Origin of the sequence: Rickettsia endosymbiont of Urophora cardui, from assembly GCF_964030725.1 — a bacterium.
Taxonomy (GTDB): domain Bacteria; phylum Pseudomonadota; class Alphaproteobacteria; order Rickettsiales; family Rickettsiaceae; genus Rickettsia.
Genome location: NZ_CAXIPY010000002.1, coordinates 39714 through 64957 on the forward strand (window position 1 = coordinate 39714; position 25244 = coordinate 64957).

Consider the following 25244-nt stretch of genomic DNA (forward strand, 5'->3'; position numbering starts at 1 on the left):
CGTGGCTTGTCCACGGTATCCAGAAAATAAAAAAAATACTAATATTATTAGTAAAAAGTTGTTTTTCTGGATACCGTGGTCAAGCAACTAAATGACACCGCGCACGTTTTTCGATCCATGCAACAATGCCGGAGATGCGTAGCGGATGGCAAAGGCAATCTCATGAAACAGTACATGTATTGCCACGCTCCTTTTAGCTTACAGAATCAAATATCTTATTCATAAAGAACAAAATCTGTTCCTAATGAGCTTGTTTCTTCATTAGTATTTATTATACCAGCTTGTACATTCACTGCGATCAACAATATTTATTGTGTCATCTTGTAATAAATTTTCTACAGTTTTTTCACCTATCATCATAATATTTGGATTAAATGGAGGCTTATTTTCCGTATTTAGTCTATCCGCCAAAAACACTTCAAATCCTGATCATTTGTAATGGGATAGAGTTTTGACAACAAATTGCTAAGATTTTCAATAAAAATTAATAAGTTATGTTAATTTTTACTGATACATTTCTGTGTTGGTCTAATTTTGATATGGAGCTATTGTTAACGATTTTTTATCGTTCATCTAGTTTTTGCATGATGATATTTTTGATTTATGTGGAGTTAGACACGATTTGTAAATGATTTGCAATGCATCGTAAATTCAAACCAATAGCAGAGATTATTGGATTGATAATATCTCCTATCATACCTTTCAAGAAGTTTCTACCCATCCGACCATATTGCTTTAAGTGACCTATTATTGGTTCTATGGCACTGCGTCTCTTGATCATAGACTTGTCCTCTTGTAACAACTTCTTCCGCGTTTTTGGGGTATATACCTTACTCTTCTCCTTTACATTGCTACCACTATACCCAAGATCAACAAATGATTTCTTTATCTTGATTCCAGTGACACTCTCTACTGCTTCAAAGCTCTGATGCAATGTATGACCATCATAAGGATTATTATGAAACGATTTTGCGGATAAAACAAAATTTCTACGACCACTTACTACTACCGCTACTTTATTGCCAAACTCATATGGCTTGTTGCGTTTTCCCTTTCCTATACACTCTACTTCAGGGGCATGAAAACTATATAATACTTTGTTATCTTCTTTATATTGCTTTTTAGCTTCTCTTTTTAAAACAGATTGGTTATGTATTTGTTTTATTTTTTGCAATACTTCTTGATTTTTGAGAGACAAGTTTAATTGCTTATTTTTGATCTCACGCTCACATACTCTAATCAAACGACCCAGTAATATTTTTAAATGCTTCATTATTTTCCAACGCTTCTTGGCTTTACTATGTTCTTTATATTTCCATAGCTTTACTATATCGCGTTTATAGGTTCTAGCGTATGTTTCATTCAAATGTATACCCAAACTGTTGCAAAGCTTTACTATGCTAAGCCTAGCTTTATCCATTAAATAAACATCGTGTGGGTGTTTGATATTCTTAATTTGTACAGTCGTATCAGCGATGATTAATTCCAAATCTTTTTTTTTAATTGTGTTAGTTTTTATCCCAACCCTGATCAACTCCGATAATATCTCATTATATCCAGCTTCACCTAATACACTACGAAACCGTCGTATACTAGTTTCCGAGATAGCTATGTCTTTTTCTATATATTCCCACCCGCAGAAATACTGCCAATACATATTCTCTTTTAGCTCTTCCTCTGATAATGAATCTGAAAAATTATACATTGCTTGTAGCATCGTTATGCCAAGCATCACTCTATGACATTTTCTATTTCTACCAAATTTCTTAATACAAACATTTTTTGATAACCACTCTTCGAGCCTAGACCAATTTATTAATTCTCTTAATTTATATAGCTTATTATTTGGGTTTAATTCTTCTTTTAATTTATAACCAAACAGTTTCCCTTGTTCTTGCGATTTGATAATGTTGTCTATTGGCATTGACTGAAATCCATAAGGTTTATGACCATATTTTATCATTTTCTTACGGATTGTTGTATTACTTCTTGTCTTAAAACCATATTATCTATAAGGCTTGTAGAGTTTTGGCGGACGGACTATTTATAGCTAACGCGAAAAGGTTTTTACCATAGTTTTTGTATTTACTCACATATTCACCAGATCTAAATCCTATTAAATATTGCTGGACTAACTTTAAAAACTGTTTACATAAAATTATTGATCAATGCCTAAGTTTTTCCTAATCTGTGGTAGAAACATTTCCGTGTTAGCTATAACAAAATTGTTGGAAGTTTCGGCTTGCTCGTATTAATCTCTCAGGGTTTAATTCCCCGAAGCTCTGCTTCGTGATATCATAAGAAACAACTAAAACTTTTTTAGATACCTCGTAGCTCTGCTGCGAGGAGCATCATTCATAAATATACTAAATATTAAATTCATTATACATATTTGTATATTTTCCTATAATATCTTTAGCTAATTCAGCTATATTAGCATTAATTTATTATCCGATGATAAAAAACTAAATATAAGAATCATCTGAAAGTCAAAAAATCATGCATAAATTCTTATTAACTTTGAAATTAATGCGGGCAGATAAGCCGGTAGCTTATTTCCTGGTCTTCTTCCCTGCCTTATTTGGTTTACTGCTTGCAAATCCGTCTAGAGCAGATTTAATATATTTGTTGCCTTTATTTATCCTAGGTAGCATCACAACAAGAAGTAGCGGATGTATTATCAACGATATATTTGACCGAAAATTCGATAAGCATGTTGCACGAACTAAAAACCGCCCTCTAGCTAGTGGTGCTTTGTCTATAAAATATGCTATCGGCATGCTCTTTATTCTTAGCGTACTCTCGCTTTTTATTTTGCTAACCTTGAGTAGAACAGCCATATATATAGGTTTTTTCGCAGTGATGATGATTAGTATATATCCGCTAATGAAGCGTGTTACTTACCTCCCACAAGTTTTTTTAGGTTTTACATTTAATTTAGGAACGCTAATAGCCTATGCAGCAGTTCAGAATAAGCTGGATATAGCAGCAAGTACTATGTATTTAGCCTGCTGTTTATGGACGATAGGATATGATACGATATATGGATTTATGGATATAAAGGACGATAAAAAAATAGGAGTGAAATCCTTAAGTATTTATCTAGAAAATAAAGCATATAAATTTTGGCTTTATATATTTTACGTTGGATTTATTTTATTATTTATTTCAGCTGCCGGCTATAATCTAGACTATCTACCCATCCTCGGTGCTTCAACCTTATTAATATTACAAATAGCAACTTTAGACATTCATAATCCGGCTAATTGCATGACAAGATTTAAAGCAAATCATTATGCCGGACTGCTATTAAGTTTAAGTTTCTGTTAAATATATTGCTAATTTGTATATGAAGAACCATACAGCACATTCCATATCTAAAGTGTTTTAAATTAATGATGCTCCTCGCAGCAGAGCTACGAGGTATCTAAAAAAGTTTTAGTTGTTTCTTATGATATCACGAAGCAGAGCTTCGGGGAATTAAACCCTGAGAGATTAATTTTTTTTCGAGTCAATGAAATAAGGTACTGAAGTTTTGACAAAAAATTTTTATTAAAAAAAGTGGCGAGTGTATCAATCTATAATTTGTATTATATATCAAATAATTTACTTTAAATTGTAGAAATATCGCTTTTAAGCTGATAAAAGCACTAAATATTTAACTTTAAATATAAATTTTTACTTTAGTCAGAAAAATTAGAATTTTTGTCAAAACTTCAGTAAGGTAATATTTCTGCCCTAAAATACCCCATATAGTGCAGACACTATAGTCAGAATCTTCAGAAATCTTAATCGCCGTATCCCAGCTTTGGATGAAATAATCAAACTTCTCAGGTAAATTTTCATAAAAGCTAATATCTTCCATATTAAGCAGCGATGAGCCTTGCGGTATAGGCTCTTGCAAATACTGAGCATGATAATTATAGCTACCTATTTCATGCTCTAATTTGGCTAAGCAATCAGCAGGCTCTTTATAATGCTCCAATACTTCACCTTTAACATAAGAATTAGCTGTGAGTTTAAAAGCATAATCACAATCAGCAATAGCTGGAATTTTTAAGTGATGCCACGCATTGCTGTTATTAAGCAAATATCCAGCTAAATCATCACTATGTAGACGCTGCATAACCAAAACTATTGCACCACGATTACGATTATTGAGCCTACTGACAAAGGTTTGTTCAAACCAATCTATCACTTTTGGACATATCTTATAGGAATGTATTTGCGTAGGGTTATGCGGATCATTGATGAACGAACATTAGAATTACCCATGACGAATATTAAAATTACCCATTTTTGAGTAAAAAATATTGTCTAAAGTGTTACATTATTATCCTCCGATTTTATAGTTAATTTTTTGCCTTTAGCTGTAGCGATTCTATAACTTTCAGTATTGAGTTCAAGAATTGAAGAATGGTGAACCAATCTGTCAATAACTGCTGACATAGTCATTTCATCTTTAAAAATAGTATTCCATTTTGCAAAAACTAAATTGCTAGTAATTAATACACTACGCATTTCATAACGTTCAGCTAATAAGGTAAATAAAACATCAGTTTCTTCACGATTATATGGTACATATGATATATCATCAATTATCAATATTTCAAAATAATCGAATTTTTTAATAATTTGCTTAAGTTTTAAACTAAGCTTTGCTTCTAGTAATTGTTGAACCAAATTAGCTGCTGTTGTATATAATACACGTCTACCAGCAAGACCACCACTCACGTGCTAAACCTATACTAAGATGACTTTTGCCAGTGCCAGGATTACCAAAAATAAGTATATTTTCATAGCGATCCATAAATTCTCCTTGTGCAAGATATTGGATCTTAGTTGGCGATAATCCTGGGATACGCTTAATATCAAAGTTGCTTAATAACTTATCTCGAGAGAGTTTTGCTTGCTTCAGCAATCTGGCAATACGTTGTTGTTGTCTATGTTCTAACTCACGTATGGCTAACTCCTGTAGATAATCTATATATGTTTTCTTTTCTTGCTCAAAGCTTTCTGCAACTGATTTATAGCACGATGCAAAAGTAGGTAAGCAAAGGTTCTTGAGTAAATTATTTAGCGGTTGCGGAGTTATTATCTGTTTACTCATGCAACCTCCATTGTTTTAAAGCAATGTAATTGATCATATTCAGACAGTATTGGTTGATTAATTTTTACTGAACAAACAGTTTGAGTCTGGCTATTTAGTAAATCTGTAATATGATCAATTATTGGCTCAATCTTCTTTTCTAATAGCACTTCTAATGCAGTAACTACATTCAATTCTCCATACATTTTTGCTAATTGTAATATTTTAAGATATATTTTATGCCCTTTATATGGATATATAGAGATAAGCTGGTCATATACCTGACGAAATATAGCACGTGGGAATAAAGCTTCATAATATTGATATAGCTAACGCGGAAAGATTTTTACCATAGTTTTTGTATTTACTCACATATTCACCAGACCTAAATCCTATTAAACATTGCTGGACTAACTTTAAAAAATGTTTACGTAAAATTATTGATCAATGCCTAAGTTTTTCCTAATCTGTGGTAGAAACATTTCCATGTTAGCTATATTGAACAAATGCTCCAGGTTTACGTACTAAACTATCAATAATATGTCTATAATCAATAACATAGCCATTGCTGATTCTAGACATTTTTTGTAAACATTTGTTACCATAGTAAAGCTCTATTTCTTCAGAATAAATATAAGCTTTTAAAGTATAACCTATTAAGCGACTAGGCACAGAATAAGCTACAGATAAAATACTAACTGTACTGCTTGGATTAACACGTACTGATAATATTGTAGGTGCATTCCATTTCCTGATTGGTAACTCTTTTAAATGAACTAATTCTTCAGCTAATTTTTCTTTTCTACAGCTATTTCGCTTTTCTTTAATTTGTGTAAGGAATAATTCATAAGCTTTTAAATCAACAAAATTACGTGATCCACGTAATAGCAGATGTTGATTCACTGCTTGCTTAAATGTATCATGACTTTTTTCAACAGAACCATTTTCATGACTGACGCCTGGATTATTTCGCGATGGTGCAACATTGTAATAACCAAGCAATTCTTGCCATCTTTCTGTAAATTGTCTACTATTACCACATTGCTTGGTAGCTGCACTTAAATTATCTGTACGATGCTCTGGTAAAACTCCACCTAACTCCCATACAGCTTTTTCAAACCCTGATGCTAATGTATCAAAACTTTCACTATGGCATATGCTAAAAGTTTCCCAACATGAATAAGGCAACATAAAATGAAATAGTAAGTGAGGATATGGTTGCCCACCAATACAAATACCCAATTGATTCATATTGGTCCAATCAGACTGACTCTGTTTGCCAGGAAGAATATTTTGTAAAAAGATTACTGTCTTATCCTTACCATGTGCAGCTCTCCATTGTTTCAACCTTTTCTGCAAACAGCGTAATTGCTTCCCATTATAATTCCCATGATACTTTTCTGTCAAATATGCTAATATGGTAGTTGCTTGCAACTCCGGTGCTGATTCTAGCATTGATTCTATTTCATCCCAGTGCTTCACAAATGGATCCTTACGTGTCCTATATTTACGTATTGTGCGTAATTCGCTTGGATACTTATTAATACGTAAATACTTACGTGCCGTTTTTACACTCATACCTGCTTTTGCAGCAGAAATTATCTGATTATATTTTTTGATCTTTTGCATTAAAATACCTACTTGGTTATTTGTACATGTCATCAGTAATTCTCGAATAATATTTAAATATTTAAAAATAAATTTTTATTCGATTTTACTGTCCATAGTTACTTCTTTTTTATAGGTAATTTTAATGTTCGTTGAGGGTAATTCTAATATTCGTTAGTCACGAATCAAGTGAATGTTTAACACTAAGCATTTGAGAATAGCTAGCCGACATTATACGCTTAGTTGGATCAAGCCCTAATAAAAAAGCAGTCCAAGCAACACTAACACAAATAGATTTCAAACTCCTAGGCGGTATGTTAATCTCTCAGGGTTTAATTCCCCGAAGCTCTGCTTCGTGATATCATAAGAAACAACTAAAACTTTTTTAGATACCTCGTAGCTCTGCTGCGAGGAGCATCATTTTTGTCAAAACTTCAGGAGTAAGCAATATCCGCATATAGCTAAATCTTGGTATAATAATTGGGATAATTTGATGATTTTCTTGCAATATCCAAAGGAGATTCGTAAGATTATTTACACTACAAATGCGATAGAATTGCTGAATAGCCAATTGAGAAAAGTTACTAAGAATAAACGCATCTTTCCAAATGATGACGCAGTATTGAAGGTTTTATATCTGACAATTGATTATATTACCAAAAAATGGTCTATGCCTATCCCCAACAGGAGTTTCGCACTTAGCAAAATTGTGTATTAGTTAGAAGCCATTTAATGTTGTTCTGAATTGATGTTTTTATAACTTCCCAAGTTTGTTGATATAAAGTAATGTTTTCATTTATCCTCCTTTTGTTCATATCAAGCCAGGCCAATACAGCAAGGCAAATATGATTTCTTTGAGCTCGACCCGTGCGTGCCTGACAGCATTCAATACCACAAGTTTGTTTCAATTCTCGATGATAAACTTCTATAGACCAACGCGCCTTAACAATTTTCTCTATTTGCTCACGTGTAGGATTCTCTAAATTAGTTGTTATGTAATCAATGCGACCATTTTTTGCCACAAACTTAAATACCGTAACCCAACCGTATCCACGTAGGTGAATTTTTAGCCCTTCATCGGGAATCTCTAAAGTTTCCAAGCTAACATTACGATTAACTTTTCTATTTTTTCTTAGGTTGGTAACCCATATCCAACCTAAATTACGTATATGTTTTAAATTATCCAAACCACTATACCAAGCATCCATAACTATAGCATCAGGCTTGATACCTCTTTCTTTAGCTAAAGTAAGCATATCACAAAAATGCTCGTTCTTTGTTTTACCATCAGTTTCTTTATCATATATTCTATAATCTACAGGAGTAGATTGATCAATTTGAGTATTGTAATGCAGTAAGTTTACCATTCCTATACCAGGTATAACATCATGTACAGCCCCAGAATATTGATAATTTACAAGCTCGATCCTCTTACTGTCAGGAGTTTCGCACTTAGCAAAATTGTGTATTAGTTAGAAGCCATTTAATGTTGTTCTGAATTGATGTTTTTATAACTTCCCAAGTTTGTTGATATAAAGTAATGTTTTCATTTATCCTCCTTTTGTTCATATCAAGCCAGGCCAATACAGCAAGGCAAATATGATTTCTTTGAGCTCGACCCGTGCGTGCCTGACAGCATTCAATACCACAAGTTTGTTTCAATTCTCGATGATAAACTTCTATAGACCAACGCGCCTTAACAATTTTCTCTATTTGCTCACGTGTAGGATTCTCTAAATTAGTTGTTATGTAATCAATGCGACCATTTTTTGCCACAAACTTAAATACCGTAACCCAACCGTATCCACGTAGGTGAATTTTTAGCCCTTCATCGGGAATCTCTAAAGTTTCCAAGCTAACATTACGATTAACTTTTCTATTTTTTCTTAGGTTGGTAACCCATATCCAACCTAAATTACGTATATGTTTTAAATTATCCAAACCACTATACCAAGCATCCATAACTATAGCATCAGGCTTGATACCTCTTTCTTTAGCTAAAGTAAGCATATCACAAAAATGCTCGTTCTTTGTTTTACCATCAGTTTCTTTATCATATATTCTATAATCTACAGGAGTAGATTGATCAATTTGAGTATTGTAATGCAGTAAGTTTACCATTCCTATACCAGGTATAACATCATGTACAGCCCCAGAATATTGATAATTTACAAGCTCGATCCTCTTACTGTATTGCTTTGACAATAAGGTGTCATCTCCCACTAATAAACAAGGATCTTCCAGATCAATATATTTTGACACTTTGCTATAGATTTCGCTAGGGCGAAAATCCTTACTCTTTAACCATCGACTTGCACTATCGTGCGATAGATCTAATGGACTTACTTCAGATAATGCTTTGCTAGTATATCTTACACTACTTGCTTGTAAGAATGATTTATATAAATCTTTGCTACATTTTGATCTTGTCATTTTTATCTAAAACTATTTTTCTCTAGATTAGCATATTATTTGCTAAGTGCGAAACTCCTGACTGTATTGCTTTGACAATAAGGTGTCATCTCCCACTAATAAACAAGGATCTTCCAGATCAATATATTTTGACACTTTGCTATAGATTTCGCTAGGGCGAAAATCCTTACTCTTTAACCATCGACTTGCACTATCGTGCGATAGATCTAATGGACTTACTTCAGATAATGCTTTGCTAGTATATCTTACACTACTTGCTTGTAAGAATGATTTATATAAATCTTTGCTACATTTTGATCTTGTCATTTTTATCTAAAACTATTTTTCTCTAGATTAGCATATTATTTGCTAAGTGCGAAACTCCTGCCCAATTGGAATGAAGCTATGGCTCATTTTATGATCAAATTTGATGGTAGGATTTAATGGCTCACGAAATTTACACAATTGATGAAACAGAGCCAATAAAGCTTACAAATCCTTGCAATGACGTATTTTTATATAGGCTATCATTTTGTCCCTTAAAATCAAACTATTTCTTATTACAATAATTAGCGGTATAATATTATACTTTGCCATTCCTCCTACTCCTTTGCTTGAAAAGGTAAGTTTTTCGCAAAGAGTATTTGATAGAAATGGCGAGTTAATGCGTATCTCGCTTTCTAAGGATGATAAATATCGAATATTTACTCCGCTTGATGAAGTGCCGCAAAGCTTTATAGAAGCAGTTTTATTATATGAGGATAAGCATTTTTATAAACATTTCGGTATTAATTCCAGCTCTTTAGTCAAAGCTTTTTACTCTACCTATCTAAGAAATGATCGTAAGATAGGCGGCTCTACTATAACAATGCAAGTAGCACGGCTGAAATATGGGATAAATTCCTCTACTATTTTTGGAAAAATTCATCAAATTATCAAAGCTATTCACATAGAGTTACATTATTCGAAAGATGAGATTTTAATGGCTTATCTAAATTTAGTACCTTATGGAAGTAATATTGAAGGGATATCGGCGAGTAGCTATATTTATTTTAATCGTGATCTAAAAAGTTTAAACTTAATTAATATATTAAGTTTAGCTGTCATCCCGCAAAATCCAGTTAAACGAGGTGGTAATAATCTAAACATTTTAGATATGCGGAAATATTTATTTACTAAATGGTTAGAAACTCATCCGCAAGATATTATTTATAAAGAATTGATAAATTTACCAATTAAATTTAGCCAAAGTAAAAACCTACCTTTCATTGCACCACATTTTACTTTAGATATATTAGCAGACAATAATAGTCCAATAATTTATACTACTATTGATAAAAGCCTACAGACTATTTTGGAAAAGCAGGTGCAGCTATATGTTAATGATCAGAAAAAATATGGCATAAATAATGCTGCTGTTATGCTTGTTGATTTTACCACAATGGAGATACTTGCAAGTGTTGGCTCTAGCAATTTTTTTAATAACGATATTTGTGGGCAGATTAATGGTGTTCAAAGCTCTCGGTCTCCTGGCTCTAGCTTAAAGCCTTTTGTATATGCACTTAGTTTTGATCAATCATTAATACATCCATTAACCTTGTTAAAAGATACTCCTACTTACTATGATAATTATAAACCAGAAAATTTTGATAGTAGATTTGCTGGGGGTTTAAGTGCTAGAGAGTCATTAATAAAAAGCCGTAATGTACCCGTTATATTCCTGGCATCTAAATTAAAGAATCCAAATTTTTATGAATTCTTACAACAAACTAAAATCAGTAACTTACGAAAGCCTGAAAGCTATGGCTTGTCTATAGTTCTCGGTACAGCGGAAGTTACTTTAGAGGAGCTTACTACTCTTTATGCTATGCTTGCTAATTTTGGGGTTTACAAGCCGGTTAGGAAAGTGATATCCGAGGCTACGTCATTGCGAGGAGAGGCAAAGCCTCGACGCGGCAATCTAGAACAAGTTAACTTAGAAACTAGATTGCCACGCTCCGAGCAAATGCTCGCAATGACTTTATCACCTGAAGCAAGTTACTTAACGCTTGATATTATCAAAGATACTACAAGACCACTTAATTATAATACAAAAATAAATATACCGGTTTATTGGAAGACGGGAACTTCTAGCTCCTTTAGAGATGGGGTTAGTGTTGGAATATTTGGGAAGTATGTACTTGCTGTTTGGGTTGGAGATTTTAAGGGGCAAACTCATGGATCATTTACTGGTAATGGTTCTGCGGCACCTCTATTTTTTAATATTATAGAATCAATAATTGATCCAAATAAAGACAAAGATTTAATTGCTGCCAAGATAAATGATTTAAATATTACTAAGGTAAAAGTTTGTGCTGATACGGGTGATCTTGATAATGATATGTGTCCGGTAAAAACCGAGACCTTATTTATTAAAGGTAAATCGCCAATAAAACAATCAGGCATTTATAGAAAAATGTTGATATAGCTAACGCGGAAAGGTTTTTACCATAGTTTTTGTATTTACTCACATATTCACCAGATCTAAATCCTATTAAACATTGCTGGACTAACTTTAAAAACTGTTTACGTAAAATTATTGATCAATGCCTAAGTTTTTCCTAATCTGTGGTAGAAACATTTCCGTGTTAGCTATAGATCTAAGAACTAGTATGCCGGCTTGTAATTTTATCGAAGGACAAACAGAATATAAAATCGTAAATTTATGGCCAACCGATATGTTATCAGTTTACCAAAAAGCTGGTATACATATATTACCAAAACCAATACCGGCAAATTATTGTAATAGTTTGATAAATTGGTATCATCAGAAACCTAAAATTACGCATCCGTTAAAAAATTCCATATACTCAATCAAAAATAGTGATAATATAATTTTAAACGCAATTGGTGATAATAAAACTAATAATATTTTTTGGTTTGTTAATAATGAACTAATAGCAGTTGCTAAGCCAAATGAAGCAGTAAAGTGGAAAGCAAAAATTGGTGAGTTTGTTATTAGAGCCATTAATGATAGTGGTCAAAGTGATAGCGTAAAAATTTATATCAAATATTAAATGGTAACTTCAATGTCGAAAACAATAGAAGTCATAATAGGAAGTGAAAGTGAGGATGAAGAAGAGTATTTTGAACCTTTATCAGATGATGTTCATAATTTTAATCTCTCAGGGTTTAATTCCCCGAAGCTCTGCTTCGTGATATACTACTTGAATGGAAGAAAGCAGTTATATACATAAGAGTCATAATGTCACAGTACTAATATATCATTTAGTAACGCCGGCAAAGTATAGAAACGCTAATTTAGGATAAGGGATAGATAAAAAGCTTATAGATAAAGGGTTTAAAGGAGAATGATGCTCCTCGCAGCAGAGCTACGAGGTCCGTCCGCCAAAACTCTACAAGCCTTATAGATAATATGGTTTTAAGACAAGAAGTAATACAACAATCCGTAAGAAAATGATAAAATATGGTCATAAACCTTATGGATTTCAGTCAATGCCAATAGACAACATTATCAAATCGCAAGAACAAGGGAAACTGTTTGGTTATAAATTAAAAGAAGAATTAAACCCAAATAATAAGCTATATAAATTAAGAGAATTAATAAATTGGTCTAGGCTCGAAGAGTGGTTATCAAAAAATGTTTGTATTAAGAAATTTGGTAGAAATAGAAAATGTCATAGAGTGATGCTTGGCATAACGATGCTACAAGCAATGTATAATTTTTCAGATTCATTATCAGAGGAAGAGCTAAAAGAGAATATGTATTGGCAGTATTTCTGCGGGTGGGAATATATAGAAAAAGACATAGCTATCTCGGAAACTAGTATACGACGGTTTCGTAGTGTATTAGGTGAAGCTGGATATAATGAGATATTATCGGAGTTGATCAGGGTTGGGATAAAAACTAACACAATTAAAAAAAAAGATTTGGAATTAATCATCGCTGATACGACTGTACAAATTAAGAATATCAAACACCCACACGATGTTTATTTAATGGATAAAGCTAGGCTTAGCATAGTAAAGCTTTGCAACAGTTTGGGTATACATTTGAATGAAACATACGCTAGAACCTATAAACGCGATATAGTAAAGCTATGGAAATATAAAGAACATAGTAAAGCCAAGAAGCGTTGGAAAATAATGAAGCATTTAAAAATATTACTGGGTCGTTTGATTAGAGTATGTGAGCGTGAGATCAAAAATAAGCAATTAAACTTGTCTCTCAAAAATCAAGAAGTATTGCAAAAAATAAAACAAATACATAACCAATCTGTTTTAAAAAGAGAAGCTAAAAAGCAATATAAAGAAGATAACAAAGTATTATATAGTTTTCATGCCCCTGAAGTAGAGTGTATAGGAAAGGGAAAACGCAACAAGCCATATGAGTTTGGCAATAAAGTAGCGGTAGTAGTAAGTGGTCGTAGAAATTTTGTTTTATCCGCAAAATCGTTTCATAATAATCCTTATGATGGTCATACATTGCATCAGAGCTTTGAAGCAGTAGAGAGTGTCACTGGAATCAAGATAAAGAAATCATTTGTTGATCTTGGGTATAGTGGTAGCAATGTAAAGGAGAAGAGTAAGGTATATACCCCAAAAACGCGGAAGAAGTTGTTACAAGAGGACAAGTCTATGATCAAGAGACGCAGTGCCATAGAACCAATAATAGGTCACTTAAAGCAATATGGTCGGATGGGTAGAAACTTCTTGAAAGGTATGATAGGAGATATTATCAATCCAATAATCTCTGCTATTGGTTTGAATTTACGATGCATTGCAAATCATTTACAAATCGTGTCTAACTCCACATAAATCAAAAATATCATCATGCAAAAACTAGATGAACGATAAAAAATCGTTAACAATAGCTCCATATCAAAATTAGACCAACACAGAAATGTATCAGTAAAAATTAACATAACTTATTAATTTTTATTGAAAATCTTAGCAATTTGTTGTCAAAACTCTATCCCATTACAAATGATCAGGATTTGAAGTGTTTTTGGCGGATAGACTACGAGGTATCTAAAAAAGTTTTAGTTGTTTCTTATGATATCACGAAGCAGAGCTTCGGGGAATTAAACCCTGAGAGATTAAAAAATCTATCATAACTCAACATTAATCTCCTTTAAACCCTTTATCTATAAGCTTTCTATCTATCCCTTATCCTAAATTAGCGTTATCAACAATAACTGTCTGGTACTATTGATCAAGCCACGGCATCCAAAAAAATAATAAAAAATGCTATGCGTTTTACTGGATTGCTTCGTCAATTACTTTGTAATTTCCTCGCAATGACGATCCTCGATCCATGCGGGCAATCCTTAAATCTGAAGTTTTGGCAAAAATTCTAATTTTTCTGACTAAAGTAAAAATTTATATTTAAAGTTAAATATTTAGTGCTTTTATCAGCTTAAAAGCGATATTTCTACAATTTAAAGTAAATTATTTGATATATAATACAAATTATAGATTGATACACTTGCCACTTTTTTTAATAAAAATTTTTTGTCAAAACTTCAGTTAAATATTATCTTTTTACTATTTAGGTCTGTGTTTAGAGCAGATTAATATATTACCTTTAACCTTGGTAATATATACTTTATCTCCTGATTTAGCTTTCTCGTTTGGTACAAGGTAAGCATTCATAATGACCCCAGACCATTTTACTTGTCCAAGGTTTTCTTCTGAAATTAACTCGCTATAAACTTCAGCTTCTTTACCTATCATATCGGAATAGTTTTCATTAGTGGTAGTTTTACTATATACATATTTTTTGAGAGGATAATATAATATACAAAACCATATGAGAGATAATAAACCAAAAAGCGTTATTTGATTGGTTAAGTTAATTAGAGGATAATGATAAATTATAAGAGCGTTTGACAATGCTCCGAATCCAAAAAATAAGAACCCAATATTTGGAATTGCAAAAAATTCTGCAATTATACAAATTACTCCGATTATTAACCAAATTTCAGTTAAGTACTCATTTATCATGAACATAAGTTTTTAAAAATAATATAACATCTGCGATGTCTTGTGGTTTTGATATACCGGCAAAAGACATTTTAGTACCAGGAGCATAGCTACTTGGTTTATGTAAGAAAGCAAATAAACTATCATCATCCCAACTACCTCCAAGAGCTGATAGAGCAGGGGAATATTTATAATCAGATATGCTTGCCTTAGGACGACCTGCTACATCCCATAAATGAGGTCCTATCTTATTTGGACCATCTTTATCAAGAGAATGGCACATTAAGCATTTTTTAGCTATTTCACGACCATTATCAGCATTCGCTGTTTTCATCAATTCCGGTATATTGATTTGGGCTTGTGCTTGCGTGGTAGGTGCTTCTGAAACTTCCTGCACTGCAATACTATAACCTCGATGTTTTGGTTCTAAAACCGGTTTATATAATATATTTGCAATAAACCCAACCATCATGGCAATTAAACTTGCAAACAATATAGCTGCAACAATTTTATTTAGTTCTTTTCCGTTCATATAAAATGTTATAATATGATAATGAAATCTTTTAATTTTTGATAATTTAAACTATAGAGTCGATTAATTCAATGAATAAAGAAAACAATATTAAAAAAAATTTTTCTTTTGATGATTTGGAAATAGAGAAACTAAAAAGTAATTTTGATAAAACTTATCAACAAGAATCTGAAAAGAAAATTTTAGAAAAGCCTTTGGAAACAAAATCTAAAATAGCTCAGTTTTTTGGAAATGTATGGGGTAAATTTAAAAATAGCAAAGTTGGTAAATTTTTAGGGAAGACATTTAAAATAATTGACTTCTTTAAAAATAAATGGGATAAATTTACTCAAAGCAAAGTCGGTAAAATATTACTTAGTAATTCCTTAAATTATGCTATTTCATTAACAGGTGCAGTAATTGCGGTTTCAGGGCTTTTGACACCTGTGTCGCCTATAGTTATAACAGCAGCTGCTGTTACTGCGGTAGGGGTAGGAATTCAAGCTGTAAATGAAACTGTTAAAATACGAAATTTACGTAAACTTCATAAAGAAAATAATTTATTAGTACAAAATAAAAATGCTAAAGCCCAACAAGATTATATATTATCGTTAGAACCTAGATTAAAAGATAGTCTGAAAAGTGAATTATTTACACCACCTAAGAAAGAAAAAGATTTAAATAGTGATAAATATAAAATAAGTAGCAAAAATCTTAAAAGTATTGGTATAGTATTTTCAAATAATATAGCTGGTATAACTTCTGCTATATCTACTGCTATTATTCAAGGAGCAAGCGGTAATGTACTTGGAATTTTAAAAGCGACAGGTTATGGCATAATGACTTCTGTTTCGTTAATTACTGGTGGGCTTAGTGAAAAAGAAAAAAAAGGAATAAAAACAATATTTAAGTTAAACATAAATGAAGAATGTAAAAAGCACGACACGCCAGATTATAAAAATTTAGATCAACTAGAAAAATACACTAAAGAACAAATTCTGCAAACAGCGGTGTTAAAGAAGTTAATCACCGATAAAAGTTATTGGACAATGAAAGATAATGATAGAGAGAGAGAAAAATTTCAGGAGATAAGAAATACATTTATTGGTGAAATAAGAAATAATGGGTTTAATGATTTTTGTAATAAAAATAAAGTATCGTTAAATAGTCTATCCGCCAAAAACACTTCAAATCCTGATCATTTGTAATGGGATAGAGTTTTGACAACAAATTGCTAAGATTTTCAATAAAAATTAATAAGTTATGTTAATTTTTACTGATACATTTCTGTGTTGGTCTAATTTTGATATGGAGCTATTGTTAACGATTTTTTATCGTTCATCTAGTTTTTGCATGATGATATTTTTGATTTATGTGGAGTTAGACACGATTTGTAAATGATTTGCAATGCATCGTAAATTCAAACCAATAGCAGAGATTATTGGATTGATAATATCTCCTATCATACCTTTCAAGAAGTTTCTACCCATCCGACCATATTGCTTTAAGTGACCTATTATTGGTTCTATGGCACTGCGTCTCTTGATCATAGACTTGTCCTCTTGTAACAACTTCTTCCGCGTTTTTGGGGTATATACCTTACTCTTCTCCTTTACATTGCTACCACTATACCCAAGATCAACAAATGATTTCTTTATCTTGATTCCAGTGACACTCTCTACTGCTTCAAAGCTCTGATGCAATGTATGACCATCATAAGGATTATTATGAAACGATTTTGCGGATAAAACAAAATTTCTACGACCACTTACTACTACCGCTACTTTATTGCCAAACTCATATGGCTTGTTGCGTTTTCCCTTTCCTATACACTCTACTTCAGGGGCATGAAAACTATATAATACTTTGTTATCTTCTTTATATTGCTTTTTAGCTTCTCTTTTTAAAACAGATTGGTTATGTATTTGTTTTATTTTTTGCAATACTTCTTGATTTTTGAGAGACAAGTTTAATTGCTTATTTTTGATCTCACGCTCACATACTCTAATCAAACGACCCAGTAATATTTTTAAATGCTTCATTATTTTCCAACGCTTCTTGGCTTTACTATGTTCTTTATATTTCCATAGCTTTACTATATCGCGTTTATAGGTTCTAGCGTATGTTTCATTCAAATGTATACCCAAACTGTTGCAAAGCTTTACTATGCTAAGCCTAGCTTTATCCATTAAATAAACATCGTGTGGGTGTTTGATATTCTTAATTTGTACAGTCGTATCAGCGATGATTAATTCCAAATCTTTTTTTTTAATTGTGTTAGTTTTTATCCCAACCCTGATCAACTCCGATAATATCTCATTATATCCAGCTTCACCTAATACACTACGAAACCGTCGTATACTAGTTTCCGAGATAGCTATGTCTTTTTCTATATATTCCCACCCGCAGAAATACTGCCAATACATATTCTCTTTTAGCTCTTCCTCTGATAATGAATCTGAAAAATTATACATTGCTTGTAGCATCGTTATGCCAAGCATCACTCTATGACATTTTCTATTTCTACCAAATTTCTTAATACAAACATTTTTTGATAACCACTCTTCGAGCCTAGACCAATTTATTAATTCTCTTAATTTATATAGCTTATTATTTGGGTTTAATTCTTCTTTTAATTTATAACAAAACAGTTTCCCTTGTTCTTGCGATTTGATAATGTTGTCTATTGGCATTGACTGAAATCCATAAGGTTTATGACCATATTTTATCATTTTCTTACGGATTGTTGTATTACTTCTTGTCTTAAAACCATATTATCTATAAGGCTTGTAGAGTTTTGGCGGACGGACTAAATATTGAAAAAGAAAGTTACGCCAAAGATATTGGAAGAGTAATGAATCCATTCTATGAGAAGCCTAATAAAGCTCAAGAATATAGTAACTTAGCAAATGTTATGAATAAAAGAAGAAGATCTGCTATATCTCGCTCGCAGTAACAAATTTATGTGAAGTATTATCACTAAATATTCGTTGTAATAACTCGTTATTAAGAGCATGACTAGTTTTATAGCCATTAATCGAGCTTATAATGTTATTACCAGAAGTATATAAATCGCCAAATAGGTCTAATAACTTATGACGCACAAATTCATCTTGATAACGTAATCCATCAGGATTTAAGACTTTATCTTGATCATCTATAGCTATTGTATTCTCGAATGAAACACCTAGAGCAAGTCCTTTACTCTGTAAATAATCACCATCTTTTGTAAAGCCAAAAGTACGAGCATCAGCAATATTATTATTAAAAGATTCTTGCTTTGAAAAGACTAAATTTTGTCTTCCTATAGCTTTACTATTAAAATCAATAGTCAAATCTATTTTCATATGATCAGAAGGTGTACAAGTTAACTCGCAATCTTTATGAGTAGCGGTTACTTCTTTCAGAATTTTTAAATATTTTTTAGGAGCATTTTGTAGCTTTTTTCCAGCACACTCAATCATAAAGACAAAAGGTTTGCTACTGCCATCCATTATAGGAACCTCAGGACCATCTATTTTGATAACAGCATTATCAATTCCGCATCCCCATAATGCAGCCATTATATGTTCAATTGTTGAGACTTGTATTTTGTTGCTATTGCTTATAGTAGTAGAAAGTAAAGTATCAGAAACGTTAAAATATTTTGCTTCAATATAATTATTTTCTGAAGATATATCCGTTCTTATGAAAATAATACCGGTATTTTCTTTAGCAGGCTCAATAGTTAACTGAGTACGTTTCCCAGAGTGAACACCTATTCCGTAACAGCTTACGGGCTTTGATAATGTAACTTGCTGCATTTATAAATACTAATAATGTATACTTAAGATACTAATATTCAATGCTGAATGGTGCAAGTTATATTGTATTACAAATTATTACATATTCAAATTATACATCTTAAGGGTACGGCAAGGAATTTGTCAGAAAAGCTGATTATTTCGTCGCCGTTATAAAGTATAATTCCATTCATAATTAGCGAGGTTAGTGCTTCGGATAAATCTTTCAGTCCTGCAAAATGTTGACTTTGAATAGTTTCTGTACTTTTACACTCTAAACCACAAAATATATCACCTTTATGTAAAAGAAAATCCACTTCTTTTCCTAAATGTGTGCGATAAAACGTTTGTTCTATTCCCGTAGTTAAAGTTAATAACTTCCTTAATTCTGCCCATAACCATGTTTCAAATATTGCTCCGTAATAAGGACTTTTTGGTAATAGATCAGGAGTTGTTATGCCATGTAAATATGATGCATAACCTGAATCATTCATATAAATTTTGGAAGTTTTAAATGATGCTCCTCGCAGCAGAGCTACGAGGTATCTAAAAAAGTTTTAGTTGTTTCTTATGATATCACGAAGCAGAGCTTCGGGGAATTAAACCCTGAGAGATTAATCTTTTAACCTGAATTCTGGATTAGCTAATTTTGAGATATAGCAGGTTTGTTAGGTTTCATACAGTATGCAATTAGGGCGGATAAGATATGTACAAAGGCATTCCAAATTGATCTATGTCTTGTATGTTCGATCTCGAAAGCACCCTTCAGCACACTAAATAGTCCGTCCGCCAAAACTCTAAAAGCCTTATAGGCAATAGGGTTTTAAGGCAAAAATGCATAGTAAAATCCATAAGAAAATGAAAGGTTTTATATCAAAAGCTTATGGAAATACAAAAAAATGACAATAAAAAAATGAATGCATTTTGGGAAATAGTGTGGTTTTTAATACAAAAATTTAAAATCAGCCCTCAAAATTAGAGTAATTTGCTCTAAAATCGCACTATTTTTGGAAATTAGTGACACAAGTGATATTTTTTAGAGTTTTGGCGGAGGGACTAAATACTGTTTCGATAATTGAGCGTTTGCGTAATAATATTTTTTCAAATAATGGCATAAGTTTATTCTTCATTTTCTTCTTTATGCCAGTTACTAACTTGATTCCTTTGCTGTATAGATCATCAAAGAGCTCCTGTTTGATATAACCCTTATCGCCAAACAATAATCCCGTGATATGTTTGGTGATTATCGAAACCGGCGCTCTATCATCTACATTACCAGGCGTTAGTTTTAGACCTTGAATCTCACCTTTTTCGTTAATAACCAAATGTAATTTTAGACCAAAAAACCAACTTTTTGTTGTTTTACCCAAAGCAGCAATACCGGCAAAGACTTTATTACGAGAGATTCTTTTTCGATGACAAACCTCTAAAGATGTGGCGTCAATATAAGAAACTCCCGTAGATTGAGCTGCCTGCATATGGAAAGTTCTATAATTAATTAAGCCAGATATAATCAATTTTTAATCTCTCAGGGTTTAATTCCCCGAAGCTCTGCTTCGTGATATCATAAGAAACAACTAAAACTTTTTTAGATACCTCGTAGCTCTGCTGCGAGGAGCATCATTTAAATATAGATATATCATGGCTCATTTAACGATAGATGAAAGATTTAAAATATACGAAATGAATAAGAGTGGTTATAGCTCGCGATATATAGGGACAAAGATTGGCCGTGATAAAAGGCACTATATGTTATGAACTCAAGAGAATGAGGCATAATTATAGACCAGATAGGGCTAACACACTTGCTTGCAGTTTAAGGCAAGGTAAGAGAAAAAGAAAATTAGATATTGATAATAATTTACGAGCAGAAATAATAAAGCAGTTAACACAGGGTATTTCACCAGATATAATTTCAGGTAGACGTAAACTATCACGAGATACTGTCAATATTTCTACAGAGAGTATATACCAGTTTATTTATACATCTCCTATAGCACAAAGGCAAAAATTATATTTATCTTTAGCAAGAAAAAGGAAAAATAGGTTGCATCATGGTACAAGAATCAGAAACAAAAGAATTACAATACCAAATCGAGTTTCCATTACTGAAAGACCAGAGATAAATAGAAAGATAGCAGCAATAGGTCATTTAGAAGGTGATTTAACTTTTAACAAAGGTAATCAAAGTCGTAATATAGGCGCTCTTGTGGATATCAGAACACAAAAAGTGTTTCTCACTTTAAACCGTTCAAAAAGAACACAAGATGTGATTGGTAACATGAATAAAAAACTTAAACAATTGTCGCATATAATCAAAAGCATAACGTTAGATAATGGCAAAGAATTTACCAATCATGAACAACTATTGCCAAAATCTGAACGAAAAGTATATTTTTGCAATCCTTATTCTCCATGGCAAAAACCATTGATAGAGAAGATTAACTCAATGGTGCACAGAGTATACTCTAAATCTTTAGATATAAAAAAATTAACAATAAAGCAATTACAAGAAATTGAGGATTTTTTAAATAATTTACCAAGAAAAGTGCTCGGTTATAAAACACCCAATGAGGTATGGGAAGAAAATATAAATCTGGCTTAATTAATACTGGAATTTACCATTCAAGAGGTCTACTCTGCCAAATCTTGACCTCATCTATTACTTCATCTGTAATCCTGCTGATTAGGCTCTCACTGATCTCAGCTCCATATAATTCTTGCAATTGTGTTTTAATATCAGACACACTCATACCCTTCGCATATAAGGATATTATCTTTTGGTCTAAGCCATCTATTCTTGTTTGTTTCTTTGAGACTATTATAGGTTCAAATTTACCTTGTCTGTCTCTTGGAACATTTAGCTCTATAGTACCATTCTCACTAATCAGATTCTTACTAAAACTACCATTCCTCGCATTCTCAGTTTCAGCTCTATCATACTTGCTATAACCTAAATGTTCTGACATCTCAGCATGCAGTGCTCGCTCTAAAATACCCTTGGTTCATTCCTTAATTAATCCATTCTGACTTAGTACTGTTTTTAAATCTACTCCGCCTTCTATCAGCAAATCTATTGCTTCATTTATTTTTTTATGCTTCTCTATTTGCATTTCTGTTACCTATATTTTTAATTACTTCTAATATAGGCTCAACAAAAATTTACACAATCATTGCAAAAGACTCTCATTCTATTTTTTAGTATAATGATGCTCCTCGCAGCAGAGCTACGAGGTATCTAAAAAAGTTTTAGTTGTTTCTTATGATATCACGAAGCAGAGCTTCGGGGAATTAAACCCTGAGAGATTAAATACTGATTCAATTAATGATCGTTTACGTAACATAGCTTTATCTTCTAATTCTAGTAAATAATTCTTCATATCCTTGCGAATATTAGTTATCATTCTTAAATTTCTAGAATAGAGTTTAAACCATAACTCTTTACAAATATATGCTTTATCACCAAATACCTTACCTGTTATCTTCTGAGTTATAGATTCAAGAACAGATAAATCAGCTCTATTTGCTTTTGTTATTTTAACAGCTATAATCTCTGCTTTATGATTAATGATTAAATGTAATTTAAATCCCATAAACCAACCATAACTACTCATCCCAACTTTGGCAATTTTACCAAAAACTCTATTACTAGAAGTGCGCTTAGCATGACAAATAGATAGTTTTGTTGAATCAATAAAATATATTCCTGTCAGGAGTTTCGCACTTAGCAAAGTTGCGAATCAGTTAAAAGCCATCTGATATTGTTTTGAATTGATGTTTTTATAACTTCCCAAGTTTGTTGATATAAAGTAATGTTTTCATTTATCCTCCTTTTATTCATATCAAGCCAGGCAAATACTGCAAGGCAAATATGATTTCTTTGAGCTCGGCCCGTGCGTGCCTGACAGCGTTCAATACCACAAGTTTGTTTTAATTCTCGATGATAAACCTCTATAGACCAACGTGCCTTAACAATTTTCTCTATTTGCTCACGTGTGGGATTTTCCAAGTTCGTTGTTATGTAATCAATGCGACCATTCTTTGCCACAAACTTAAATACCGTAACCCAACCGTATCCACGTAGGTGAATTTTTAGCCCCTCATCGGGTATCTCTAAACTTTCCAAGCTAACATTATGATTAACTTTTCTATTTTTCCTTAGGGTGGTAACCCATAGCCAGCCTAAATTACGTATATGTTTTAAATTCTCCAACCCGCTATACCAAGCATCCATGACTATGGCATCAGGATTGAGACCTCTTTCTTTAGCTAAAGTAAGCATATCACAAAAATGCTCATTCTTTGTTTTACCATCAGTGTCTTTATCATATATTCTATAATCTACGGGAGTAGATTGAGCAATTTTAGTATTGTAATGTAGTAAGTTTACCATTCCTATACCAGGTATAACATCATGTACAGCTCCAGAATATTGATAACGTACAAGCTCAATCTTCTGACTGTATTGCTTTGATAATAAGGTGTCATCCCCCACTAATAAACACGGTGCTTCCCAATCTATATATTTTGACACTTCCTTATAGATTTCGCTAGGACGAAAATCCTTACTCTTTAACCATCGACTTGCACTATCGTGAGATAGATCTACTGGACTCACTTCAGATAATGCCTTGCTAGTATATCTGACACTACTTGCTTGTAAAAATGATTTATATAAGTCCTTGCTACATTTTGTTCTTGTCATTTTTATCTAAAACTATTTTTCTCTAGATTAACATACTTTTTGCTAAGTGCGAAACTCCTGGTTATAAAGAAAATGGAGACTACAGCTCAAGACAACATCTGCAAAGTGGACGTGATGCTAGGTTTACTAATAAGGAGAATATAATTGAATTTTTAGCAAATAATCCTGATAGCCGAGCTACAGATATAAGAAATGCAGTAGCGCCCGAGCTGCCAATGAGCACATTTTATGACACGCTTCATAGAATGAAAATTACATATAAAAAAAGAGCCAAAATACAAAGGCAGGGATGAAGAAGCTAGAAAACAATTTGTGGAATATATTGATCAAATAGCATCTGATAAACTTGTGTATTGTGACGAAATGGGGGTAAGTAATAATATAACCATGTTGTACGGATGATCAGAAAGAGGAACAAGAGCTTACTCAGAGCAAGCAGGTTTTGCTACTGAGCGAGTAAATATAGTTGCTGGTTATAATAGGGCACCAAAGGGCTCTGTCTCATCAATTGTGTAAATTTCGTGAACCATTAAATTCTACCATCAAATTTGATCATAAAATGAGCCATAGCTTCATTCCAATTGGGGATAGGCATAGACCATTTTTTGGTAATATAATCAATTGTCAGATATAAAACCTTAAATACTGCGTCATCATTTGGAAAGATGCGTTTATTCTTAGTAACTTTTCTCAATTGGCTATTCAGCGATTCTATCGCATTTGTAGTGTAAATAATCTTACGAATCTCCTTTGGATATTGCAAGAAAATTATCAAATTATCCCAATTATTATACCAAGATTTAGCTATATGCGGATATTGCTTACTCCATTTTTGATCAAATGACTCAAGAGCTAATTCTGCTTCTTTTTCAGTAGCAGAAGTATAGATTAGTTTCAAATCCGCTGCTAATTGCTTTCTATCTTTATATGATACATATTTGAGGCTATTCCTGATCTGATGGACAATACAAATTTGATGTTCAGTTTTCGGATATACTGATGCAATAGCATCAGACATACCAGTTAGATTATCACTACAAGCAATTAAGATATCTTTTACTCCTCGATTCTTCATTTCAGTAAAATTACCAAGCCAAAATTTAGCTCCTTCATTCTCACTTATCCATAAGCCTAAAATATCCAGGAGTTTCG

General features: G+C 32.4%; 19 protein-coding genes and 10 pseudogenes. 8 read left to right on the plus strand and 21 right to left on the minus strand.

Translation table 11 applies throughout. The annotated features are described in order from the left end of the window. Positions 1–261: 261 nt before the first annotated feature. Together AAHI98_RS01545 and AAHI98_RS01550 are read right to left on the minus strand one after the other, a co-directional pair. Positions 262–411, minus strand: coding sequence for a hypothetical protein (locus tag AAHI98_RS01545; protein ID WP_342224840.1), 150 nt, complete (start codon positions 409–411; stop codon positions 262–264). 190 nt (positions 412–601) lie between these two features. Further along, complete coding sequence (locus AAHI98_RS01550) at positions 602–1963, minus strand: IS5 family transposase (RefSeq protein WP_342224717.1); 1362 nt, start codon at positions 1961–1963, stop codon at positions 602–604. 536 nt (positions 1964–2499) lie between these two features. Here AAHI98_RS01550 and ubiA point away from each other — a divergent pair. Then, positions 2500–3330, plus strand: a complete 831-nt coding sequence (gene ubiA, locus AAHI98_RS01555; protein WP_342224841.1) for a 4-hydroxybenzoate octaprenyltransferase — start codon at positions 2500–2502, stop codon at positions 3328–3330. A gap of 334 nt (positions 3331–3664) precedes the next feature. Here ubiA and AAHI98_RS01560 read toward each other — a convergent pair whose 3' ends face one another. The 5 genes from AAHI98_RS01560 to istA all read right to left on the minus strand — a co-directional run bounded on the left by AAHI98_RS01560 (position 3665) and on the right by istA (position 6751). Further along, positions 3665–4198, minus strand: a complete 534-nt coding sequence (locus tag AAHI98_RS01560; protein ID WP_342224842.1) for a hypothetical protein — start codon at positions 4196–4198, stop codon at positions 3665–3667. A 119-nt stretch (positions 4199–4317) separates the two neighbouring features. After that, positions 4318–4734: an ATP-binding protein gene (locus AAHI98_RS01565; RefSeq protein ID WP_342224843.1), complete on the minus strand. Its 417-nt coding sequence runs from the start codon at positions 4732–4734 to the stop codon at positions 4318–4320. Continuing rightward, entirely contained in the window at positions 4712–5110 is a 399-nt protein-coding gene (locus AAHI98_RS01570; protein ID WP_342224844.1) for an ATP-binding protein, read from the minus strand. Before AAHI98_RS01570 ends, AAHI98_RS01565 begins: the two co-directional genes overlap by 23 nt. Beyond that, on the minus strand, positions 5107–5283 hold the full coding sequence (locus AAHI98_RS01575; RefSeq protein WP_342224661.1) for a hypothetical protein: 177 nt from the start codon (positions 5281–5283) through the stop codon (positions 5107–5109). The genes AAHI98_RS01570 and AAHI98_RS01575 overlap by 4 nt, the downstream gene beginning before the upstream one ends. A gap of 295 nt (positions 5284–5578) precedes the next feature. After that, complete coding sequence (istA, locus tag AAHI98_RS01580) at positions 5579–6751, minus strand: IS21 family transposase (protein ID WP_342224845.1); 1173 nt, start codon at positions 6749–6751, stop codon at positions 5579–5581. 385 nt (positions 6752–7136) lie between these two features. On the opposite strand from istA, the pseudogene AAHI98_RS01590 reads away from it, so the two are divergent. Continuing rightward, a pseudogene (locus AAHI98_RS01590) lies at positions 7137–7415 on the plus strand (transposase); the annotation flags it as partial. Here the strand turns inward: AAHI98_RS01590 and AAHI98_RS01595 are convergent. The 3 genes and pseudogenes from AAHI98_RS01595 to AAHI98_RS01605 form a co-directional block, all read right to left on the minus strand. Next, positions 7396–8133: pseudogene (locus AAHI98_RS01595) on the minus strand (IS701 family transposase); the annotation flags it as partial. The pseudogenes AAHI98_RS01590 and AAHI98_RS01595 sit on opposite strands and share 20 nt — an antisense overlap. 16 nt (positions 8134–8149) lie before the next feature. Beyond that, positions 8150–9130 (minus strand): IS701 family transposase, encoded by a 981-nt coding sequence (locus tag AAHI98_RS01600; protein ID WP_342224656.1) that lies wholly within the window; start codon positions 9128–9130, stop codon positions 8150–8152. 54 nt (positions 9131–9184) lie between these two features. Beyond that, a pseudogene (locus AAHI98_RS01605) lies at positions 9185–9436 on the minus strand (IS701 family transposase); the annotation flags it as partial. A gap of 205 nt (positions 9437–9641) precedes the next feature. On the opposite strand from AAHI98_RS01605, the gene pbpC reads away from it, so the two are divergent. The 3 genes and pseudogenes from pbpC (at position 9642) to AAHI98_RS01620 (ending at position 13927) form a co-directional block, all read left to right on the plus strand. Then, positions 9642–11576 (plus strand): penicillin-binding protein 1C, encoded by a 1935-nt coding sequence (gene pbpC / locus AAHI98_RS01610; protein WP_410526184.1) that lies wholly within the window; start codon positions 9642–9644, stop codon positions 11574–11576. Positions 11577–11742: 166 nt separating this feature from the next. Next, positions 11743–12165, plus strand: a pseudogene (locus tag AAHI98_RS01615) (penicillin-binding protein 1C); the annotation flags it as partial. 400 nt (positions 12166–12565) lie between these two features. After that, positions 12566–13927 (plus strand): IS5 family transposase, encoded by a 1362-nt coding sequence (locus AAHI98_RS01620; RefSeq protein WP_342224717.1) that lies wholly within the window; start codon positions 12566–12568, stop codon positions 13925–13927. A 729-nt stretch (positions 13928–14656) separates the two neighbouring features. On the opposite strand, the gene AAHI98_RS01625 is transcribed toward AAHI98_RS01620, so the two are convergent. Further along, positions 14657–15121, minus strand: a complete 465-nt coding sequence (locus tag AAHI98_RS01625) for an NfeD family protein (protein WP_342224848.1) — start codon at positions 15119–15121, stop codon at positions 14657–14659. Continuing rightward, positions 15105–15626 (minus strand): c-type cytochrome, encoded by a 522-nt coding sequence (locus tag AAHI98_RS01630; protein WP_342224849.1) that lies wholly within the window; start codon positions 15624–15626, stop codon positions 15105–15107. The genes AAHI98_RS01625 and AAHI98_RS01630 overlap by 17 nt, the downstream gene beginning before the upstream one ends. A gap of 71 nt (positions 15627–15697) precedes the next feature. Here AAHI98_RS01630 and AAHI98_RS01635 point away from each other — a divergent pair, with 71 nt between their 5' ends. Beyond that, on the plus strand, positions 15698–16813 hold the full coding sequence (locus AAHI98_RS01635) for a hypothetical protein (protein ID WP_342224850.1): 1116 nt from the start codon (positions 15698–15700) through the stop codon (positions 16811–16813). 162 nt (positions 16814–16975) lie between these two features. On the opposite strand, the gene AAHI98_RS01640 is transcribed toward AAHI98_RS01635, so the two are convergent. After that, entirely contained in the window at positions 16976–18337 is a 1362-nt protein-coding gene (locus AAHI98_RS01640; protein WP_342224851.1) for an IS5 family transposase, read from the minus strand. A gap of 65 nt (positions 18338–18402) precedes the next feature. Here AAHI98_RS01640 and AAHI98_RS01645 point away from each other — a divergent pair, with 65 nt between their 5' ends. Further along, positions 18403–18561, plus strand: a complete 159-nt coding sequence (locus AAHI98_RS01645) for a hypothetical protein (protein WP_342224852.1) — start codon at positions 18403–18405, stop codon at positions 18559–18561. Here the strand turns inward: AAHI98_RS01645 and lpxC are convergent. The 4 genes and pseudogenes from lpxC to AAHI98_RS01665 all read right to left on the minus strand — a co-directional run. Next, a complete protein-coding gene (gene lpxC / locus AAHI98_RS01650) occupies positions 18542–19408 on the minus strand; it encodes a UDP-3-O-acyl-N-acetylglucosamine deacetylase (protein ID WP_341789179.1) in 867 nt (288 codons plus the stop codon). The two genes, AAHI98_RS01645 and lpxC, sit on opposite strands and share 20 nt — an antisense overlap. 86 nt (positions 19409–19494) lie before the next feature. Continuing rightward, the gene (locus tag AAHI98_RS01655) at positions 19495–19920 is read right to left on the minus strand and encodes a DUF4143 domain-containing protein (protein WP_342224962.1); all 426 of its coding nucleotides are present in this window, start codon (positions 19918–19920) and stop codon (positions 19495–19497) included. Between the two features lie 110 nt (positions 19921–20030). Further along, a pseudogene (locus tag AAHI98_RS01660) lies at positions 20031–20168 on the minus strand (IS982 family transposase); the annotation flags it as partial. Positions 20169–20418: 250 nt separating this feature from the next. Further along, positions 20419–20868, minus strand: a pseudogene (locus AAHI98_RS01665) (IS982 family transposase); the annotation flags it as partial. 160 nt (positions 20869–21028) lie between these two features. Here AAHI98_RS01665 and AAHI98_RS01675 point away from each other — a divergent pair. Continuing rightward, positions 21029–21992, plus strand: a pseudogene (locus AAHI98_RS01675) (IS30 family transposase). A gap of 19 nt (positions 21993–22011) precedes the next feature. On the opposite strand, the pseudogene AAHI98_RS01680 reads toward AAHI98_RS01675, so the two are convergent. From AAHI98_RS01680 to AAHI98_RS01695, 4 genes and pseudogenes are all read right to left on the minus strand, one after another. Continuing rightward, positions 22012–22500: pseudogene (locus AAHI98_RS01680) on the minus strand (transposase); the annotation flags it as partial. Between the two features lie 189 nt (positions 22501–22689). Next, a pseudogene (locus AAHI98_RS01685) lies at positions 22690–23097 on the minus strand (IS982 family transposase); the annotation flags it as partial. A 14-nt stretch (positions 23098–23111) separates the two neighbouring features. Beyond that, entirely contained in the window at positions 23112–24092 is a 981-nt protein-coding gene (locus AAHI98_RS01690) for an IS701 family transposase (protein ID WP_342224659.1), read from the minus strand. 529 nt (positions 24093–24621) lie between these two features. Then, positions 24622–25233, minus strand: a pseudogene (locus AAHI98_RS01695) (IS256 family transposase); the annotation flags it as partial. Positions 25234–25244 lie beyond the last annotated feature (11 nt).

Coding starts and splice junctions, on each gene's coding strand:
- AAHI98_RS01550 (WP_342224717.1), bottom strand. CDS start 1,963: ATGATAAAATATGGTCATAAACCTTATGGATTTCAGTCAATGCCAATA.
- ubiA (WP_342224841.1), top strand. CDS start 2,500: ATGCATAAATTCTTATTAACTTTGAAATTAATGCGGGCAGATAAGCCG.
- AAHI98_RS01570 (WP_342224844.1), bottom strand. CDS start 5,110: ATGAGTAAACAGATAATAACTCCGCAACCGCTAAATAATTTACTCAAG.
- istA (WP_342224845.1), bottom strand. CDS start 6,751: ATGACATGTACAAATAACCAAGTAGGTATTTTAATGCAAAAGATCAAA.
- AAHI98_RS01600 (WP_342224656.1), bottom strand. CDS start 9,130: ATGACAAGATCAAAATGTAGCAAAGATTTATATAAATCATTCTTACAA.
- AAHI98_RS01620 (WP_342224717.1), top strand. CDS start 12,566: ATGATAAAATATGGTCATAAACCTTATGGATTTCAGTCAATGCCAATA.
- AAHI98_RS01625 (WP_342224848.1), bottom strand. CDS start 15,121: ATGTTCATGATAAATGAGTACTTAACTGAAATTTGGTTAATAATCGGA.
- AAHI98_RS01630 (WP_342224849.1), bottom strand. CDS start 15,626: ATGAACGGAAAAGAACTAAATAAAATTGTTGCAGCTATATTGTTTGCA.
- AAHI98_RS01635 (WP_342224850.1), top strand. CDS start 15,698: ATGAATAAAGAAAACAATATTAAAAAAAATTTTTCTTTTGATGATTTG.
- AAHI98_RS01640 (WP_342224851.1), bottom strand. CDS start 18,337: ATGATAAAATATGGTCATAAACCTTATGGATTTCAGTCAATGCCAATA.
- lpxC (WP_341789179.1), bottom strand. CDS start 19,408: ATGCAGCAAGTTACATTATCAAAGCCCGTAAGCTGTTACGGAATAGGT.
- AAHI98_RS01690 (WP_342224659.1), bottom strand. CDS start 24,092: ATGACAAGAACAAAATGTAGCAAGGACTTATATAAATCATTTTTACAA.